Origin of the sequence: Arsenophonus endosymbiont of Bemisia tabaci Q2, assembly GCF_902713415.1 — a bacterium.
GTDB lineage: Bacteria > Pseudomonadota > Gammaproteobacteria > Enterobacterales > Enterobacteriaceae > Arsenophonus.
Map to the genome: position 1 here is coordinate 1 of NZ_CACTIE010000117.1, position 20,620 is coordinate 20,620.

A 20,620-nucleotide genomic window follows, 5' to 3' on the forward strand; every position below is an offset into this window, starting at 1 on the left:
ATACAGATGCAGAGCCAATCCGAAATTGCTTCGCTGTTTCTCGCGGATACTCAACCCTTCTTCTTCCATCGTAAATATCACTTTACGTCTAAAATCAATTGAATAGCTCATATAAATAATGTCATCAATAATTAAGTCGCTTAGCTATATGACCCAACTAAAAGAAATTACTTTTACTGAAAATAATCAGGCAGAACTGGTATTAAGTAATGATCAACATATTCCGATCAGCCGTCGCTACCTGAAAGTCTTTAAAGAAGCATTAGGATTATGCTAATTCGGTTGATAACCTTTTAATAAAAAAAGCTGAATTCAATTGAATTCAGCTTTTTGTGCTAAATAGGACAATAATCCTATTACATTAGATATTGTGATTGCTACGACGGCGTAATCCAGCGTTATTATTCCTTTCGTTACGACCACGGAACTGTTCACGCTCACTACGATGTTCATTACCAAAGCGACGTCCTCTCTCACGTAATTCACCACCATTACGCTGCCCACCGTTACCACGACGTTCAAACGGTTGTGCTTCACCTAACAATTGCATTTGCATTGGCTTATTCAAAATACGTGTACGTGTCAAATGATTAAGTAATTCATTTGGCATACCTTTTGGTAACTCTATTGTTGAGTGTGAAGCAAACAATTTAATATTACCAATATAACGACTACTAATGTCTGCTTCGTTAGCAATTGCACCGACAATGTGGCGAACTTCAACGCCATCATCACGACCAACTTCAATACGGTACAATTCCATATCACCGACATCACGACGCTCGCGACGCGGACTACGTTCAGAAGTGCCATTACTGCGACGACGCTCATCACGTGAATTTGATTCACGTTTTGCACGACGAACAGGATCAGGTGGCAATATTAACGGCCGATCACCTTGCGCCATTTTTAATAGTGCTGAAGCTAAGGTTTCCATATCCAGATCATCATCAACAACTAATTTAGCCAGTAATGCACGATATTTTTCTAAATCACTGCTTTCTAATTGCTTTTGAATATTTTCAGCAAATTTAGCTTGGCGACGTTCACTTAAAAGCGCAGAATTTGGTAACTCAACTTCGGCAATTGGCTGCTTCATGGTACGTTCAATATTCCGTAGTAGTCGACGTTCACGATTATCGACAAACAAAATAGCACGCCCAGCTCGACCTGCCCGACCGGTACGACCAATTCGATGCACATAAGATTCTGCATCCATCGGTATGTCATAATTAACAACTAAACTAATACGTTCAACATCTAGACCACGTGCTGCGACATCGGTGGCAATTAATATATCAAGACGGCCATCTTTCAAACGCTCTAAAGTTTGCTCACGTAGAGCTTGATTCATATCGCCATTTAGAGCCGAGCTATTATAGCCACTACGTTCAAGCGCTTCAGCAACCTCTAATGTGGCATTTTTAGTGCGTACAAAAATAATTGCCGCATGAAAATCTTCAGCCTCCAAAAAACGAACTAATGCTTCATTTTTACGCATACCATAGACAGACCAATAACTTTGCGTAATGTCTGGACGCGTCGTAACACTGGATTGAATGTTGATCTCTTTTGGTGATTTCATAAAACGACGGGTAATACGACGGATCGCTTCCGGCATTGTAGCAGAAAATAGTGCCGTTTGATGCTCGGTTGGGATCTGACTCATGATATTTTCAACGTCTTCAATGAACCCCATACGTAACATTTCGTCCGCTTCATCAAGAACCAAGCCACGTAAATGGGATAAATTTAGCGTCCCTCTTTTCAAGTGATCTAATAAGCGGCCCGGAGTTCCTACTACAATTTGCGGGCCTTGCCTGAGTGCGCGTAGTTGCGAATCGTAACGCTGCCCACCATAAAGTGCGACTACATTTACTGAACGCATGTGTTTGGAGAATTGACCCATGGCTTCCGCAACTTGTACGGCTAACTCACGCGTTGGTGTCAACACTAAGATTTGAGGGGCTTTTAATGTGATATCTATATTATGTAATAGCGGTAAACTAAAAGCAGCGGTTTTACCACTACCGGTTTGTGCCATACCTAATACGTCACACCCATCTAATAAATAGGGGATACATTGCTGCTGGATTGGAGATGGTTTTTCATAACGAAGGTCATTTAGTGCAGAAAGAATCGGTGTTGATAAACTTAAATCAGCAAAAGAGATTTCAGTCTCATTAGTCATGCAAAAGTGCCTCATTTATTATGGCGGCCAGTTTACATAACTCTGCGAAAAAAATTTCGGTCATTTTCATTTAAAATGTGAACTGGCTCAGATTATGTTATTAAACGAACAACAAGCCCTCATCACAATCGATGAAGACTTAAAAAAGCAGTGATGATATGTTCGTCGCTACTGTTAGGCTGATTCTGAAAGGTCGTCTTGTACCTGACCTAACAAAGCCAGTTCCAACAGAGGATAGCGGTGCTCTTCACCAAAGCTTATGTGCATTGCTAGAGCTACCGTAAGCTTGAATAACGCTATAGCGCTATCATTATCCCCCAGACTTAGGTAATATTTACCTAAATAGCAGTTAGTTTCACTAAGATGCTCAGCGAGCGAAGTGTTATCTGTTGAATTCTCTTTCAGACGAACCATCAATGTTTTTCACTGATTTTACCTAAATAGAATTTAACTATATTCTAGCCCCATTACCCTTTTTCCGCTTTGTTATAACGAGATAACAAATTGGCTTGCGCCCATTTTTGGTTTTATCTCTTTCTCCACTAAATAAAGCCATAAGCTGCGGAAAGGATAATTTGGATCTTGTCGATAATACTCCAGCAGATCACCTTGCGCCAATCGATATCTCCCACCATAATACAGTGCAATACCTTGATTCATGCGCGCGAAATTGTAAGTTGGATCAAGCTCTAAAACAGAATAAAAGGCTTCATAGGCAGCAGCAAAATTGCTTGCCTGTATAAAATATATTCCCAGAAAATTAAAAATTTCCGGAACATCAGGACGTATAGGTAGCGCTATGGTAAAATCATTGCGCGCTAACGCCCTCAATCCGAGACTATCATACAACATACCGCGTTCATATAAAAGCTGTGCATATTCATCATCGGACAACGACCGGCTAGCAAGGATCTGTTCCATACGAGCCAATATTACTTCTTGTTGCAATGTGGATTGCAATGGGAAAATAGAGACTTCATTTTTACGCCAGTTTTACTGCTGCAACCGACAATAAAAAGAATAGCAGCAGTATAAAGCCAGCGCAGAAAAGAATTCATTTCCTTCTCCAAAAGACAGAAACTAATCAATATATCGCGTCAATCCCCACAACTACCGGAGACTCAGCTAGTAAAAAAACTGAGTAGGTTCTCTTTTTACAGGACACCGAGCCTTACGTCAAATTATTCTGCAGAAATTTGTGTTTCTGTTTCAGCCGGCTTTTCAGCAGAAACCGCCTCTTTAATACTAAGGCGAATACGACCCTGCCGATCAATTTCCAATACTTTGACTGGCACTTCCTGACCTAACTGTAAGTAATCAGTAACTTTTTCAACGCGTTTTTCTGCTATCTGAGAGATATGCACCAGCCCTTCTTTACCACCACCAATGGCAACAAAAACACCAAAGTCAACAATACGTGTGACTTTGCCCTGATAGATACGACCAACTTCAACTTCTGCGATAATATCTTCAATACGACGAATAGCCGTTTCTGCTTTAGAACTATCGGTTGCAGCAATTTTTACGGTACCATCATCATCAATTTCAATCGTAGTACCGGTTTCTTCAGTCAATGTTCTAATGACAGAACCACCTTTACCTATTACATCTTTGATCTTATCAGGATTGATGTGGATAGTATGAATACGTGGGGCAAACTCAGAAATCTCTTCACGAGGGCCATTAATAGCCTCTTCCATAACACTTAAAATGTGTAAACGAGCCCCTTTTGCCTGGTTTAACGCAATTTGCATAATTTCACGCGTAATGCCCTCAATCTTCATATCCATTTGCAGAGCACTAATACCTTCACGACTACCCGCGACTTTAAAATCCATATCGCCTAAATGATCTTCATCACCCAAGATATCGGAAAGCACAACAAAATCATCGTTTTCTTTCACTAATCCCATTGCAATACCTGCTACCGCTGCCTTAATTGGAACACCGGCATCCATTAATGCTAGTGATGCCCCACAAACGGAAGCCATAGAAGAAGAGCCATTGGATTCAGTGATTTCAGAGACTACACGTACAGTATAGGGAAACTCTGACTGATTCGGCATCACTGCCAATACTCCACGCTTAGCCAAACGCCCATGGCCAATTTCGCGCCTTTTTGGCGAACCGACCATGCCTGTCTCACCTACTGAATAAGGAGGGAAGTTATAATGGAATAGAAAACGATGGGTATATTCACCCATCAGCTCGTCAATAACTTGCGCATCACGTTCAGTACCAAGAGTTGCCGTGACCAACGCCTGCGTTTCTCCGCGCGTAAATAATGCTGAACCATGGGTACGAGGTAATACACCCGTACGGACATCAAGTGCACGTACCATGTCTTTTTCTCGCCCATCAATCCGCGGTTCACCTTTTAATACCCGAGTACGGACAACTTTTTTCTCTAAACCGGAAAGAATGTCGTTTATCTCAGCAACATCTAAAGATTCATTTTCTGCCAAAAGCGCATTAGCGACATCTTCTTTAATTGCATCAACGTTAGTGTAACGTTCTTGTTTTTCAGTAATACGATAAGCATCACCTAACCGCTCTTCAGCTAATTGAGCAATACGATTATATAATTCTTGATTAATCGCTTCAGGCTGCCAATCCCATTTTTCTTTACCTGTTTCGGCTACCAAGGCATTAATATTATCAATTACGATTTGCTGTTGCTCGTGACCAAAAACAACCGCACCAAGCATTTGCTCTTCCGTCAATAAATCCGCTTCAGACTCTACCATTAGTACCGCACTCGACGTACCTGCGACAACTAAATCTAAGCGACTGCTATTCAATTCATCAACGGTGGGATTTAAAACATACTGGTCATCAATATAACCAACACGAGCTGCACCAATTGGACCATTAAATCGAATACCCGATATAGATAATGCAGCAGAGGCGCCGATCATAGCAACAATATCTGGATTCACTTGCGGATTAATGGATACAACCGTAGCAATAATTTGTATTTCATTGACAAATTTCTCTGGAAACAAGGGACGAAGTGGACGATCAATCAGCCGGGCTATGAGTGTTTCACCTTCACCAGGACGACCCTCACGACGAAAAAAACTACCGGGGATTCGGCCGGCAGCATAAGATCGCTCCTGATAGTTAACTGTCAGTGGAAAGAAATCCTGCCCTTCTTTCACTTTTTTCTGCCCAACAACAGTGACAAATACGGCTGTATCATCCATATTAACCATAACTGCAGCAGTCGCCTGACGCGCCATCATGCCCGTTTCGATAGTGACGGTATGCTGGCCATATTGAAATTTACGAACAATAGGATTAAGCAAAATAATACCCTTTTAATAGCTGTTTATTTATATAACAACACCAATATTTCCTTTCTTGCTACATCCTCGCGACTAATGACAATACTGAATATTTTTACTTAACTGAATATTTTTACTTATTTTGTGAATATCAGTATTCTCATTAGCCGCGCGAACCGGTTGTAGCTAAAGAAGCTCACATTATTTAGAAATAAATTGACAAAAATCTATTTCCTAAAATCATTTTGTAAGTGTAAACCAATTCTAAAAATTTTTTCCGCTTTCTAGCAGAAAAGGGGCCTACTGGCCCCTTTTCTTTTGAAAAAAACCAATCAGCGACGTAATCCTAAGCGCTCAATAAGTGTGGTATAACAAGCAACATTTTTACCCTTAAGATAGTTCAATAGCTTACGGCGCTGAGCAACCATACGCAACAGCCCTCGACGGCTGTGGTGATCTTTTTTGTGCTCTGCAAAGTGACCTTGCAAATGATTGATCTCCGCAGTCAATAGAGCAACTTGAACTTCACTAGAACCCGTGTCATTTTTATTACGGCCATAGTCTGAGATAATTTGCGCTTTCGCTTCAGTACTTAGAGACATAAATAACTCCAAATTTTCCATTAAACATTTTCATTAAACATAAGGAAAGCCAATCTCTAATTCAGCTTTCCCGAACAAACGCTCATCTATTTTACGCTTCAATTAATCATAACGCAAGATTACATCTAAATCCTATCAAACACTTTCCACCACTAAACGACGAGGTGCTATCCTATTTTGTTCATCGATCTCAGCAATACCAATAAATTTATGCATATCACCTTCTGTTACTCGAACTTTATTTCCTTCGGAAAGCCGATGGTTAGCAAAAACAACCGCTTGCCCTTGTTTAAAATAGCTTGCAACAATCGATGAAATATTGATTTCAGGAAAATGATTAACTACTGTATCCATTGGTAATAATAAAGGATCTAATTGTGCCTCTAGAGAAGTTATCCCTAATTCCACTTGCTTCTTAAGCGTATATAATTGTTCTATTGTTACCATACGTTCACTGGGATAACTAGCTACCTCTAAGCGCCTTAGATAAATCACATAAGCACCACAACCCAACAATTCACCTAAATCATCAATAATAGTTCGTATATAAGTTCCTTTAGAACAATGAATTGTTAATTCCAGTTCATTCTCTTGCCAGCGCTCAAATTGTAAATCATAAACAATAGTCGGCCGGCCTTCACGTTCAATAGTAATCCCCTGACGGGCATATTCATAAAGTGGCTTACCCTGATATTTAAGCGCAGAATACATAGACGGTATTTGGATTAAATTACCACGAAATTTATCTAATGCCTTATCAAGTTTCAGTTGTGTTATTTCGATAGGGCGTTGACAAATTATTTTACCATGCGCATCTGAAGTATCAGTACGCTGTCCTAAACGAGCAATAACCCGATAGCGTTTATCAGAATCAAGCAAAAATTGTGAAAATTTGGTTGCTTCACCAAAACAAATCGGTAACATGCCGGTTGCTAAAGGATCGAGTGCTCCTGTATGACCGGCTTTTTTTGCATTAAATAAACGACGTGCTTTCTGCAAAGCATCATTAGATGAAAGTTCTGCCGGTTTATCTAATAACAATACTCCGTGAACCTCACGACCACCGCGATGCCTCATTACTTCCTCTCTTTATCATCTTTTGTAGTATGACGGCGCTTTTCATCATCACGGATCACGCTCCTAACTAAATTAGACATACGCATACCTTCCAGCAAAGAGCTATCATAAAAAAAAGTTAATTCAGGAACAATACGTAAACGCATCGCTTTACCCAACAAAGAACGAATATGTTTCGCCATATCACCATTCAATACTTTAATACCATTTTTAACCATATCTGTTTCATGTTCTTTTGGTGATATGTTTAAAAAAGTCACAAACACTTTGGCATAAGCCAAATCACGAGAAACTTCCACCCCTGAGACAGTAGCCATTTCAACTCGTGGATCTTGAATTTCTCGATAAAGAATAATGGCGATCTCTTTTTGTATTTCCTGGGCAACACGCTGAGCACGACTAAACTCTCTTGCCATTATGATATCTCCTCACAAGGGTAAAACTAAAATATAATGACCATTAATTATTATATATATATTAGAAAAATAAAATTCAATACTTATATCTATTTGATTTTTTATATAAAAAATATTAACTATTATTTATCATAATAGAATTAATCTTATCGCAACAATCGATAACCAATATACCCGATCTAAATGGTTATTTATAACTCTTTAACTAAAAGGCTATAAGTGATGTTATGGCCTTTTAATAAGCATCAATAAAGCAAACATTAATTATCAATAGAACGTTTCACTTCAATGATTTCAAATACTTCTATCATATCACCTACACGTACATCATTATAATTCTTCACACCAATACCACACTCCATGCCATTGCGTACTTCGTTGACATCATCTTTAAAACGACGTAATGATTCCAATTCACCTTCATAAATAACCACATTATCCCGCAATACACGGATAGGGTTATTACGCTTGATTATGCCTTCAAGAACCATACAACCAGCAATGGCCCCAAACTTAGGTGATTTAAACACATCACGGACTTCGGCTAATCCGATAATTTGCTGTTTATATTCAGGCGCCAACATACCACTCATCGCCTGTTTGATCTCATGGATAAGACTATAAATAACCGAATAATAGCGTAGATCCAAATTTTCACTTTCAACAATGCGTCTTGCTGCAGCATCGGCGCGAACATTGAAACCAATGATAATTGCATTAGAAGCAGCAGCCAATGTAACATCGGTTTCTGTAATACCACCTACACCTGAACCAATAATTTTCACTTTCACTTCATCAGTTGATAATTTTTGCAACGAATCAGTAATGGCTTCACAGCTACCTTGTACATCGGTTTTTAATACAATATTTAACTCAGAAATCTTACCATCTTCCATATTAGCAAACATGTTTTCTAGTTTTGACTTCTGCTGGCGTGCCAATTTTACTTCTCGGAATTTACCTTGACGATAAAGTGCAACCTCACGCGCTTTCTTTTCGTCACGAACAACCGTTGCTTCATCACCTGCTGAAGGTACATTTGATAACCCCAGAATTTCAACCGGAATCGATGGCCCTGCAGACTGAATATTTTCACCTAATTCATTACGCATTGCACGAATACGGCCATACTCAAAACCACATAGTACAATGTCACCTTTATTAAGGGTGCCTTCCTGAACCAAAATCGTCGCAACCGAACCGCGACCTTTGTCCAAATAAGACTCGATAACAACACCACTTGCCATTCCAGTACGAACCGCTTTGAGTTCTAATACTTCAGCTTGTAATAAGATAGCTTCTAATAATTCATCAATCCCTGTCCCTTTTTTGGCAGATACATTGATAAATTGATTTTCGCCACCCCACTCTTCAGTCACAACACCATATTGCGACAGCTCATTTTTGACGCGATCAGGATCAGCTTCGTGTTTATCAATTTTATTAACTGCAACGACAACCGGCACATTAGCGGCCTTAGCATGCTGAATAGCTTCTATCGTCTGAGGCATCACACCATCATCCGCCGCAACGACCAAAACAACAATATCTGTTGCTTTAGCACCGCGAGCACGCATTGAAGTAAATGCCGCATGTCCTGGTGTATCTAAGAAGGTAATCATGCCTTTATCTGTTTCAACATGATAGGCACCTATGTGCTGCGTAATGCCGCCAGCTTCACCCGATGCAACTTTAGTTGAACGAATATAGTCAAGTAATGAAGTTTTACCATGGTCAACATGCCCCATGATCGTTACGACTGGCGCCCGAGGTTCTGCAACTGCTTCACCGGTATCACGATCATTTAAAATCGCTTCTTCCAGCTCATTTTCACGCCGTAAAATAACTTTATGCCCCATTTCCTCTGCCACAAGTTGCGCTGTTTCTTGATCAACAACCTGATTGATGGTCACCATAGCCCCCATTTTCATCATGGTCTTGACAACTTGTGAGCCTTTGACTGCCATCTTATTCGCTAATTCAGCAACCGAGATGGTTTCGCCAATCACAACATCACGGTTAATAACCGCAACCGGTTTTGTGAAGCTTTGCTGTAATGAACTGGTTTTTTTCTGTTTACCTTTGGTTTTATTCGTACGACCAACCGCTCGCTCTTCTTCGCGATCAGCTTTTTCAGAATGTTTATTATTTTTTTTCTGCCGAGTAGCCTTTCCAGCTCGATTTCGGGCGCGACGGCCTTCTTCTTGGGCATCATTTTCATCTTCTGCTTCACGAGCATGACGAAAAGTCGTAGTATGATAATCTGCATTATCTTGCGTTTCGTCATTACTACTCCAACGATTAGAGTTTTCCTCTGCCATACGACGAGCTTCTTCCGCAACGCGTTTAGATTCCGCTTCAACCTTACGTCGCATCTCTTCTTCAGCTTTACGTTTAAGCTCTGCTGCTTCAGCTTCTCGACGCTGTTTTTCAGTATAAGCAGCCGAATCTTGACTGAACTTAGCTGTTTTTGGATTATTTTTACTTTGTTTCACTTTCTCTTTTTCCGCTGCTTCGGGCTTTGCTTGCTCTTCCGCTTCATGCGTCACTTGTTCTTCAGCTTTCGGTTTTTCCAAGGCATCGCGGTTAACATATGTGCGCTTTTTACGGACCTCAATGTTGACTGATTTACTTTTTCCGCCAGTACTCGGCACACTTAGTGTGCTGCGAGTTTTGCGCTGTAGTGTTAATTTGCCAGTCTGGTTACCTGTCGTCCCATCTTCACGATTTAAGTATGCAAGTAAAGTTTCTTTTTCATTTTGAGTAACAGCGTCATTTTCAGTTTTCTTTATCCCGGCATCAGCAAACTGCTGTACCAGGCGTTCAACTGAAGTTTGAATCTCTGTTGCCAATGATTTTACAGTTTCATCTGCCATTCTGTTCCTTCCTGCTACAAATTATTTTGGATCGTTGCCAAACCAGCAAATATTGCGCGCAGCCATAATAATTTCACCAGCCTGTTCATCATTCAGCCCTTCTTCAATATCTCTCAGATCGTCCATCCCTTGCTCGGCAAGATCTTCCAATGTACAAATACCATGAGCAGCTAGGTTCATTGCTAAAGCATGATTCATACCTGGTAGATTTAACAGATTTTCAGTTGGCTGATTATCACTCATACTCTTTTTTTGAGCCAATTCTAATGTCGTCAGCGCTGCTTTCGCTCTTTCACGCAAAACTTCAATCGTTGTCTCATCAAGACCTTCAATTTCTAATAGTTCATTGATTGGTACATAAGCTAATTCTTCTAATGTAGAAAAACCTTCTTCAACGAGAGCAGTAGCGAATTCTTCATCAATATCAAGGTGTTTAACAAAAGAATCAATAGATGCATGTGCCTCTGCTTGATGTTTAGCTTCAAGTTCTTCCGCGGTCATTACATTCAATTCCCATCTGTCATCTCCACGATGCTTTTTCAGTAACTGGGAAGCTAAGCGAACATTTTGTCCATTGCGGCCAATTGCCTGAGCCAAATTAGTACTTTCAACGGCAACATCCATCGTACATTTATCTTCATCGACGACAATAGAAGCAACGTCAGCTGGCGCCATCGCATTAATCACAAATTGTGCAGGATTATCATCCCACAAAACAATATCAATACGTTCTCCTCCAAGTTCGCTTGATACTGCTTGCACCCTTGCACCACGCATCCCAACACAAGCGCCTACTGGATCGATGCGTTTATCATTCGTTTTTACGGCAATTTTTGCCCGCGATCCTGGATCACGAGCAGCGGCTTTAATTTCAATAATTTCTTCACCGATTTCCGGTACTTCTATGCTAAATAATTCTACTAACATTTCAGGACGAGAACGGCTAACAAACAGTTGCGCTCCACGCGCTTCTGGGCGTACATCATACAATATACCACGCACACGGTCACCTGGTCGAAAGTTTTCACGTGGTAACATATCTTCCCGTAAAATTACCGCTTCGGCATTATTACCTAAATCCAAGGTAATATTTTCACGATTGACTTTTTTTACCACCCCGGTAATGATTTCACCTTGCTGCTCACGAAATTGCTCGAGAACCATCGCTCTCTCAGCTTGACGTACCTTTTGAACAATAACCTGTTTTGCAGTTTGAGTGGTAATGCGGTCAAAGGTAACAGACTCTATTTGATCTTCTACATAATCGCCTAAATTAATCTCTGAGTCTTCAAATTTTGCCGCATCTAAAGTAATTTCCCGTGTCGGCTGTGTAACTTCTTCAACCACCAACCAACGACGAAATGTATCAAAATCTCCCGTTTTACGATCAATATTAACGCGAACATCAATCTCTTGTTCATATTTTTTCTTAGTAGCTGTTGCTAATGCGGTTTCAAGCGCTTCAAAGATTTTTTCGCGAGGAAGCGATTTTTCATTAGACACCGCTTCCACAACAGCCAGAATTTCTTTATTCATCCTAGTTGCCTCATTGAACTTTATTAAAAGTGGGGTACCAGGTTAGCTTTCTGGATGTTTTTTAGTGCAAACACTTCGTCCTTACCATCCACAGTAACCGTAATCATTTCGTCATCAACAGCTTTAATTATACCTCGCCATTTACGACGGTTCTGCATTGCTATTCTTAATATTAAATTCACTTCTTTACCAATAAAATGCTGATAGTGTGCAACAGTAAAGAGTGGACGCTCAAGTCCTGGTGAAGATATCTCCAGGTTATAGAGCTCTGAGATCGGATCTTCAACATCCAGTACTGCACTGACCTGGTGGCTAACTTCGGCACAATCATCAACGGTAATACCATTTTCGTTATCAATATAAACGCGTAATGTCGAAACCCGTGCTCGAATAAACTCCAGACCAACAAATTCAAAACCTAGAGCTTCTACCGGCACTGAAATCATCGATATTAATTTTTGCTCTAACGTGGACAAACCCCACCCCCAGACATAAAAAAAGGGCTAAAAGCCCACTAATTCTGTTTTAAATAACAAAAAACCCCAAAAACTGGGGCTTTATGCAACTTGACCCTATACACTGTTAGTAGGGTTTAACCCCTGACTCAGCACTATTCCAAACGAAAATAATCCAATAAGACGCCTGAATATAGATCATATGCTAAGAAGTGGTTGCGGGAGCCGGATTTGAACCGACGACCTTCGGGTTATGAGCCCGACGAGCTACCAAACTGCTCCATCCCGCGTTCGGAAATTTTGCAGATTTTACGCTGATAATATGCGAAACGCAAGCTATCTTTAAAAATGGTGCCGAGAACGGGACTTGAACCCGTACGCCCGTTTTATAGGCACTACCACCTCAAGGTAGCGTGTATACCAATTTCACCACCTCGGCACACCAGTAAGACAATTTTTTAATAAAACCGCCTCACTACATAAACTGTTGCTTAATTAATGAGGGATATCACTTGTTGGTGTTACAGGCGCTGTAGGAACTCCCAATGGTTTCTCAACTTTAACAGGTTCACCAATATTTTCCCATTTGCTTCCAGTCACACTTTTATTAGCAGTTAAATTCCCTAAAATTAAACTGATAACAAAGAATAATGTTGCAAAGATAGCCGTCATCCCCGTCATAAAATTACCTGATCCTGATGAACCAAATAATGTTGCAGAAGCACCTGCACCGAATGAAGCTCCCATATCAGCACCTTTCCCTTTTTGCAGCATGACCATACCAATCAGCGAAATTGAGACTAATAAAAAGATAACCAAAAGGGTTATGTACATAGCTAACTACCTATTTGACAATAAAGTTCGGAAAAACCTATCTACTGCAACTTCCTCCTTAAGTCGTTACTTTAAGGAGCGGTTTTGAATACTAACCAAACCTTAGCTGACAAGCAAGATTATTTTATCTCATCGTACTATTTGTAGAAAAAAAAGTTGTTCTCCAAAGCCTGTTGACGAAAAATGACACAATACTTATACAACCATCTTATACAACCATATGATCTTTTATAAAAAGATTATGACCTATTTCACTTGCTTGACCACTTCAGCAATGCGATTAGCCATTGCGGTAACCTGCTTTTCATTCTCACCTTCCACCATGATACGAATTAAAGGCTCGGTACCTGATTTACGCAATAAAACCCGTCCTCTACCTGTTAGTTCTTTTTCCATTTGATTTACCACATTTAAAACTTTTTCTGTGGCCAATGGATTATGGCTACCGGAAAAACGCACATTTATTAATACTTGAGGCATCAATTTAATCTCACAACAGAGATCATAAAGGCTCGTATTATTACGGAGCATCGCACTTAGAACTTGTAAACCAGCAATCATTCCATCACCTGTTGTCGTTTTATCTAACAAAATAATATGGCCTGAATTTTCAGCACCAAGTCGCCATCCTTGCTCTTGTAATTTTTCGAGAACATAACGATCGCCAACTTTTGCCCTGATAAAAGGTATATCCAACTGTTGCAGGGCTAATTCTAATCCCATATTACTCATTAAAGTGCCAACAACTCCACCGTGCAATTGACCTTGTCGAAGTGCATCACGAGCAATAATATAAAGAATTTGATCACCATCTATTCTATTACCACGATGATCAACCATTATTACCCGATCACCATCACCATCAAAAGCAAGACCAATACCCGCTTTTTCTGTTATCACACGTTTTTGCAATAGCGTAACATCAGTCGCGCCACAGCCTTCATTAATATTCAGTCCATTTGGTTCACAGCCGATTGCGATGACTTCCGCACCAAGCTCAGTTAAAACATTCGGGGCAATATGATAGGTTGCGCCATTAGCACAATCTAAAACTATTTTTAATCCACTTAAACTTTGGTCACTAGGAAACGTCCCTTTGCAATACTCTATATAACGCCCAGCAGCATCAACAATGCGACTCGCTCGTCCTAATTCGGCAGACTCAACACAAGTAAGTGGTTTTTCCATCTCAGCTTCTATTGCTTCTTCTACATCATCAGGTAATTTAGTTCCATCAATCGAAAAGAATTTAATACCATTATCATAATAGGGATTATGGGAAGCAGAAATAACAATACCCGCTTCAGCACGGTATGTGCGTGTTAAATAAGCAATCGCTGGTGTAGGCATAGGACCTGTAAATGCAGCTGATAACCCCGCTGCTGCAAGACCCGCTTCTAAAGATGACTCCAACATATAACCTGAAATGCGTGTATCTTTACCTATGATTATTTTACGAGAACCATGCCGCGCTAAAACCTTACCCGCTGCCCAACCCAATTTCAAAACAAAATCAGGGGTAATTGGGTTTTCTCCTACTTTGCCACGAATACCATCGGTGCCAAAATATTTGCGCTTACTCATAATCATCTGTTTCCTTTACTGAAAGGGTTGCTTGAACAATCTTCATAGCCTGTAAAGTTTCTTTTACATTATGAGCACGAATAATCTGTGCTCCCTGCATAGCTGCGATAACTGCGCATGCAATACCGCCAATAAGCCGTTCCTCTAGTGGTACATCTAATAGTTCACCAATCATAGATTTACGTGACATACCCACTAGTAGTGGCACTCCGAGAGCATGAAATTCATTCAATTTCGCTAATAATTGATAATTATGCACCAAGTTTTTACCAAAACCGAAACCTGGATCAATAATCAAACGATTTTTCGCAATGCCAGCCGCTTCACAGCGTTTAATTTCGTCTGATAAATACTGTTTTACTTCTGCAACCACATTTTTATAATCGGGTGTTTGTTGCATTGTCTTAGGTTGACCTAACATATGCATAATACAGATCGGTAATCCTGTTTCAGCCGCAGCTTCTAATGCACCCGGTTCATGTAACGACCGAACATCATTAATAATATGCGCACCTGCTCTAGCTGCCTTTCTCATGACAACAGCTTTAGATGTATCAACAGAAACCCAAACATCAAAACGGTCAGTTACTGCTTCGATTATTGGGATAACTCGATCGAGTTCTTGCTGTAGAGTGACTTTGGTAGCACCCGGACGGGTTGATTCACCACCAATATCGATAATTGCCGCACCATGGTTAACCATACTAGCTACATGCTTGAGCGCATAGTCATAACGATTGTATATACCACCATCAGAAAAAGAATCTGGAGTAACATTTAATATTCCCATAACAACAGGACAATTAAGATCAAGCTCTATTTTGCGGGCAGTAATTTTCATAATCACCTTATTCAACCAAACAAAACCCCAGGAAAACTTTGGGTTTTAATCATTTATTCATTTCACATAGAGAACCAATGATCATTAACGATTCTCTGTTTTACTTCCATTATCATTTTCTTGCACATTATCTTCACCCTGAGCGGCAGAAATATTCTTTTCTGGCTCTCAGGGTGATGAGGATGTTGTAGTAGGATTACTATCATTATCATCCCAGCCGGCTGGAGCTCTAACTGGACGGCGATTCATCAAATCATCAATTTGAGGTGCATCAATGGTTTCATATTTCATCAATGCATCTTTCATCGCATGCAAAATATCCATGTGTTCATTCAAAATCTGACGAGCTCGTTTATAATTACGATCAATAATTGCCTTGATTTCTTCATCAATTGCTCGCGCAGTTTCGTCTGACATATGATTAGGTTTAGTAAGCGAGCGGCCCAGGAAAACCTCACCTTCTTCTTCTGCATAGAGCAATGGGCCTAATTTCTCAGAAAAACCCCATTGCGTCACCATATTACGAGCAAGATTAGTTGCTACTTTAATGTCGTTTGACGCGCCAGTAGATATCTTTTCTGAACCGTAAATAATTTCTTCAGCTAATCTGCCGCCATAAAGCGTAGAAATTTGACTTTCTAGCTTTTGCCGACTGGAACTAATTTGATCACCTTCTGGCAAGAAGAATGTGACACCTAACGCACGACCTCGTGGGATAATTGTCACTTTATGAACAGGATCATGTTCTGGAACAATACGTCCTATAATCGCATGGCCAGCCTCATGATAAGCCGTAGATTCTTTTTGTTCCTCTGTCATCACCATAGAGCGACGTTCAGCACCCATAATGATCTTGTCTTTTGCCTTTTCGAATTCAACCATCGTGACAACACGCTTATTTCCACGTGTTGCAAAAAGCGCGGCTTCATTAACTAAATTAGCTAAATCAGCACCAGAAAAACCAGGTGTGCCTCGTGCCAATACTGAAGCATCAACACTAGGATCTAAAGGTACACGGCGCATATGAACTTTCAAAATCTGCTCACGACCACGTACATGAGGTAAACCCACAACAGCCTGCCGATCAAAACGTCCAGGACGCAATAATGCCGGATCTAAAACATCGGGACGGTTCGTAGCGGCAATAACAATAATACCTTCATTACCTTCAAATCCATCCATCTCTACCAACATTTGGTTAAGAGTTTGTTCACGTTCATCGTGCCCTCCTCCCAAACCTGCGCCACGTTGCCGGCCAACCGCATCGATTTCGTCAATAAATATGATACAAGGCGCGGCTTTCTTTGCTTGTTCAAACATATCACGAACTCGAGAAGCACCAACACCAACGAACATTTCTACGAAATCTGAACCGGAGATAGTAAAAAAAGGAACTTTCGCTTCACCTGCAATGGCTTTTGCCAATAAAGTTTTACCTGTTCCCGGTGGCCCTACCATCAGAATTCCCTTAGGAATTTTACCACCTAATTTTTGAAAACGACCCGGTTCACGCAAATATTCAACTAGCTCACCAACTTCTTCTTTCGCTTCATCACAACCGGCAACATCAGCAAAAGTGGTTTTAATTTGATCTTCTGTCAGCATCCGCGCCTTACTCTTACCAAAGGACATAGCACCTTTGCCACCTCCTCCTTGCATCTGACGCATAAAAAAGATCCAAACCCCAATTAGTAATAGCATTGGGAACCAGGAAATGAAAATAGTCACTAAGAAACTTTGCTCTTGAGGTGGTTCACCAATGACGGTGACATGCCTTTCAAGCAAGGTATCTAACAATCTTGGATCCTCTCTCACTGGAATATAAGTCGTATAACGACTGTTATCCGTTTTCTTAACACTAATTTCACGATCAGAAATCCGCACTTCACGTATCTGACCCTGAGTTAACTCATTCATAAAGGTAGAATAATCCACCCTGCGACTATTCGAATCGCTAGGACCAAAACTCTGGAATAGAGACATCAGGACTACCGCAATGACTACCCAGAGAATTAGGTTTTTCGCCATGTCACTCAAGGGATGAACCTCTTCATTACAACTATGTTAAATAAATAACGTACAGGGTACTATATTTTGCGTCCTGTCGCTACAATGTACACTTCACGTGAACGTGACCGTGAAGCATCTGGTTTACGAATTTTAACTTTCAAAAATAGAGAGCGAATTTCCCTCAGATATTCATCAAACCCTTCTCCCTGAAATACTTTAACAATAAAACTTCCCCCAGTAGCCAGTACATCGCGACACATATCTAACGCTAGCTCAACCAGATACATGGATCGAGGAATATCGACCGCAGGTGTCCCACTCATACTGGGAGCCATATCAGACATAACAACCTGGACTTTTTTATCACCAACTCGTTCATGTAATGCCTTCAATATCTTCTCATCCCAAAAATCTCCTTGTAAGAAATCAACACCTACGATGGGATCCATTAGTAATAAATCACATGCAATAACCTGCCCCGTCTGGCCAATTTTGCTTACTGCATATTGAGACCAACCACCAGGCGCTGCACCTAAATCAACAACGGTCATACCAAGTTTAAATATTTTATCACTCTTCTGGATCTGATCCAATTTAAACCATGCACGCGAGCGAAACCCTTTTTTTTGTGCTTGAAGAACGTATTTATCACTAAAATGTTCCTGAAACCAACGACTAGAGGTTGCTGAACGCTTTTTATTAGCCATTTTTTTTCCAACTATACTGATTATACTTATAAAATAACACTGATCTCTGCCATTTTCGATATACCAAAATTATAGAATTTATACTGATAACTAAAAGATGGCGGTAGAATGTATCGTTTTCAATGCCACTAAAGCAAAAAACAATGACTCTTAATAAAAAACAAATACAATATTTAAAAAGCCTTTCTCATCATCTAACCCTGTTGTAATGATAGCTAACAATGGTTTAACTGAAGGTGTTTTAGCTGAAATCGAACAATCTTTGTCATATCATGAGCTGATTAAAATCAAGATAGTGAGCGAAGATCGCGAAAGCAAAAATTTGATAGCTAACGCTATTGTTCGAGAAACCGATGCTATCAATGTGCAAATTATTGGTAAAATTTTGTGATACTCTATCGATCGCCCTTCTGAAGCACGCAAGATCATTTTACCTAAATAAGTTTTCTACATTTATACAAAAATGCCATCCCACTTCAGGATAAAAAAGGCCGCTTTGGCCTCTTTTACTTTTGAATTAACTCAAGAACATAACACTTTAAGATAAAATGAAAATCAAATATATTCCACTCGTAAAATTTCATATTCAACTTCACCGCCAGGGGTGTTGATAACTGCCACATCATCCATAGTCTTACCGATCAGGCCTCGAGCTATTGGTGAATTAACAGAAATGAGATTTTCTTTGATGTCGGCTTCATCATCACCCACAATACGATAAATCTGATCTTCATTTTTCGTTACATTAAATACGGCAACTGTCGCGCCGAATATTACACGACCCTCATTTTTCATTTTTGTTACATCAATAACTTGCGCATGAGACAATTTAGCCTCAATTTCTTGGATACGCCCTTCGCAAAACCCTTGCTGCTCACGCGCTGCATGATATTCTGCATTTTCTTTCAAATCACCATGTTCACGTGCTTCTGCAATAGCAGCAATAATTTCAGGACGGCGAATATTCTTTAAAAATTCTAATTCTTTACGCAGCTTGTCTGCGCCACGTACCGTCATTGGAATCTGTTTCATTAATAAATGCCTCTGATTCTTTCCTAAATAAAAATTAAATATCTTCCTAATTTTTCTGTCATTAAAGCAAATTAGCACTTCTGACAAAACAACATTCTCGGAAAAAAAAAGGGGGGAAAACCTTGTTAACTATTAATTTATAACTTTATTATTCTAACATTTAATTAACCATGCTAACGCACACTTAATGCTAGGTCACCGTTTACTTTTTTCTGCATTACACTTTAGTATGTCTATTATGTCTACTTTTATATACAGCTATATACAGCACTTATGGCTTTTTAAAAAAAATTGGAAGATCATATTGGTTATTTAACCTACTTTTCATATTCAATCAGGCGCTATCAGCGCCAATTGAAAACTATATTAATTATCTGCCTGCAGGTACAAATCTCTCTTTTATCGCGCAAAAAGTGGGGAGTGATACTCCATTGTTCGATTACCATAGCCAACAAATGGCACTACCTGCAAGTACTCAAAAAATTGTTACCGCACTAGCTGGATTACTTCAATTAGGTCGCGATTATCAATTTGTCACCCATTTCGAAACTGAAGGAAAAATTATCGATCATCGTTTAAAAGGTGATTTGGTTGTAAGCTTCACTGACGATCCAACCTTATCGCACCAACAAATTCGCAACATGGTAGCTGAATTAAAGCAACTTGGTATTGAACAAGTTGACGGCGATTTAATCATCGATATATCAGCCTTCGCTGGCCAAGATAAGGCTCCAGGGTGGGTATGGAATGATATGACACAATGTTTAGTGCTCCACCAAGCGCAGTTATTAGCGATAAAAATTATCGATAATAACTGTTTTTCAGCCACTATAGATAGTGGTCAGACACCTGGCGATATCGCACATGTCCATACTGCCTCTTTTTACCCTATTAATATGTTCAGTCAAGTTATTACGCTAGGAAAAGGTTCAACTGATGTACGTTATTGCGCATTAGACGTTATACCAGGAGAACTAAACCGTTATAGCTAAGCAACTTAATTTTCATTACACCATATTGAGTGCGAACAAAATATCTGTGTCGCATCCGAGCGCTCTTTTTTTGCATTTAGCTTCTGCCCATTTATGTTCAATTGGATTAAGATCTGGCGAATAGGTAGGCAAATATTCCACCATATGCCCCGCATCGATGATGACTTGTTGAATACTCTG

Annotated in this window: 15 protein-coding genes, 2 tRNA genes and 4 pseudogenes; 3 read left to right on the plus strand and 18 right to left on the minus strand. The window is 40.0% G+C overall.

Annotated features, from left to right (window positions below):
• Positions 1-148 precede the first annotated feature (148 nt).
• Positions 149-277, plus strand: a pseudogene (locus ARSQ2_RS06755) (LytTR family transcriptional regulator DNA-binding domain-containing protein); the annotation flags it as partial.
• 84 nt (positions 278-361) lie between these two features.
• Here the strand turns inward: ARSQ2_RS06755 and ARSQ2_RS06760 are convergent.
• From ARSQ2_RS06760 to rlmE, 17 genes and pseudogenes are all read right to left on the minus strand, one after another.
• The gene (locus tag ARSQ2_RS06760) at positions 362-2,191 is read right to left on the minus strand and encodes a DEAD/DEAH family ATP-dependent RNA helicase (protein WP_181994812.1); all 1,830 of its coding nucleotides are present in this window, start codon (positions 2,189-2,191) and stop codon (positions 362-364) included.
• Positions 2,184-2,261, minus strand: coding sequence for a protein YrbN (gene yrbN / locus ARSQ2_RS14810; RefSeq protein ID WP_129109148.1), 78 nt, complete (start codon positions 2,259-2,261; stop codon positions 2,184-2,186). Before yrbN ends, ARSQ2_RS06760 begins: the two co-directional genes overlap by 8 nt.
• A gap of 104 nt (positions 2,262-2,365) precedes the next feature.
• Positions 2,366-3,249 (minus strand): annotated as a pseudogene (gene nlpI / locus ARSQ2_RS06770) (lipoprotein NlpI).
• Between the two features lie 123 nt (positions 3,250-3,372).
• A complete protein-coding gene (pnp, locus tag ARSQ2_RS06775) occupies positions 3,373-5,499 on the minus strand; it encodes a polyribonucleotide nucleotidyltransferase (protein WP_181994813.1) in 2,127 nt (708 codons plus the stop codon).
• Positions 5,500-5,810: 311 nt separating this feature from the next.
• Positions 5,811-6,080 carry a 30S ribosomal protein S15 gene (rpsO, locus tag ARSQ2_RS06780; protein ID WP_181994814.1) on the minus strand — a complete coding sequence of 90 codons (270 nt, stop codon included), beginning with the start codon at positions 6,078-6,080 and terminating at the stop codon, positions 5,811-5,813.
• A gap of 135 nt (positions 6,081-6,215) precedes the next feature.
• A complete protein-coding gene (gene truB / locus ARSQ2_RS06785) occupies positions 6,216-7,157 on the minus strand; it encodes a tRNA pseudouridine(55) synthase TruB (protein ID WP_181994815.1) in 942 nt (313 codons plus the stop codon).
• Positions 7,157-7,573, minus strand: coding sequence for a 30S ribosome-binding factor RbfA (gene rbfA / locus ARSQ2_RS06790; RefSeq protein WP_181994816.1), 417 nt, complete (start codon positions 7,571-7,573; stop codon positions 7,157-7,159). Before rbfA ends, truB begins: the two co-directional genes overlap by 1 nt.
• A 260-nt stretch (positions 7,574-7,833) precedes the next feature.
• Positions 7,834-10,449, minus strand: coding sequence for a translation initiation factor IF-2 (infB, locus tag ARSQ2_RS06795; protein WP_181994817.1), 2,616 nt, complete (start codon positions 10,447-10,449; stop codon positions 7,834-7,836).
• 21 nt (positions 10,450-10,470) lie between these two features.
• On the minus strand, positions 10,471-11,985 hold the full coding sequence (gene nusA / locus ARSQ2_RS06800; protein WP_181994818.1) for a transcription termination factor NusA: 1,515 nt from the start codon (positions 11,983-11,985) through the stop codon (positions 10,471-10,473).
• A 23-nt stretch (positions 11,986-12,008) separates the two neighbouring features.
• Positions 12,009-12,461 carry a ribosome maturation factor RimP gene (rimP, locus tag ARSQ2_RS06805; RefSeq protein ID WP_032114389.1) on the minus strand — a complete coding sequence of 151 codons (453 nt, stop codon included), beginning with the start codon at positions 12,459-12,461 and terminating at the stop codon, positions 12,009-12,011.
• 192 nt (positions 12,462-12,653) lie between these two features.
• Positions 12,654-12,730: transfer RNA gene (locus ARSQ2_RS06810), tRNA-Met, on the minus strand.
• 59 nt (positions 12,731-12,789) lie between these two features.
• Positions 12,790-12,879: transfer RNA gene (locus ARSQ2_RS06815), tRNA-Leu, on the minus strand.
• A 56-nt stretch (positions 12,880-12,935) separates the two neighbouring features.
• On the minus strand, positions 12,936-13,274 hold the full coding sequence (gene secG / locus ARSQ2_RS06820) for a preprotein translocase subunit SecG (RefSeq protein ID WP_181994819.1): 339 nt from the start codon (positions 13,272-13,274) through the stop codon (positions 12,936-12,938).
• A gap of 246 nt (positions 13,275-13,520) precedes the next feature.
• The gene (gene glmM / locus ARSQ2_RS06825) at positions 13,521-14,858 is read right to left on the minus strand and encodes a phosphoglucosamine mutase (RefSeq protein ID WP_181994823.1); all 1,338 of its coding nucleotides are present in this window, start codon (positions 14,856-14,858) and stop codon (positions 13,521-13,523) included.
• Positions 14,851-15,699: a dihydropteroate synthase gene (gene folP, locus ARSQ2_RS06830; RefSeq protein WP_181994824.1), complete on the minus strand. Its 849-nt coding sequence runs from the start codon at positions 15,697-15,699 to the stop codon at positions 14,851-14,853. Before folP ends, glmM begins: the two co-directional genes overlap by 8 nt.
• Before the next feature lie 177 nt (positions 15,700-15,876).
• Positions 15,877-17,727, minus strand: a pseudogene (gene ftsH, locus ARSQ2_RS06835) (ATP-dependent zinc metalloprotease FtsH); the annotation flags it as partial.
• Between the two features lie 59 nt (positions 17,728-17,786).
• Positions 17,787-18,416: a 23S rRNA (uridine(2552)-2'-O)-methyltransferase RlmE gene (gene rlmE, locus ARSQ2_RS06840; protein ID WP_181994821.1), complete on the minus strand. Its 630-nt coding sequence runs from the start codon at positions 18,414-18,416 to the stop codon at positions 17,787-17,789.
• A gap of 143 nt (positions 18,417-18,559) precedes the next feature.
• On the opposite strand from rlmE, the pseudogene yhbY reads away from it, so the two are divergent.
• A pseudogene (gene yhbY, locus ARSQ2_RS06845) lies at positions 18,560-18,807 on the plus strand (ribosome assembly RNA-binding protein YhbY).
• Positions 18,808-18,971: 164 nt separating this feature from the next.
• Here yhbY and greA read toward each other — a convergent pair.
• Positions 18,972-19,448, minus strand: coding sequence for a transcription elongation factor GreA (gene greA / locus ARSQ2_RS06850; protein WP_181994825.1), 477 nt, complete (start codon positions 19,446-19,448; stop codon positions 18,972-18,974).
• A gap of 401 nt (positions 19,449-19,849) precedes the next feature.
• Here greA and dacB point away from each other — a divergent pair, with 401 nt between their 5' ends.
• Positions 19,850-20,440, plus strand: coding sequence for a D-alanyl-D-alanine carboxypeptidase/D-alanyl-D-alanine endopeptidase (gene dacB, locus ARSQ2_RS06855; protein WP_238334365.1), 591 nt, complete (start codon positions 19,850-19,852; stop codon positions 20,438-20,440).
• Positions 20,441-20,620: the final 180 nt, after the last annotated feature.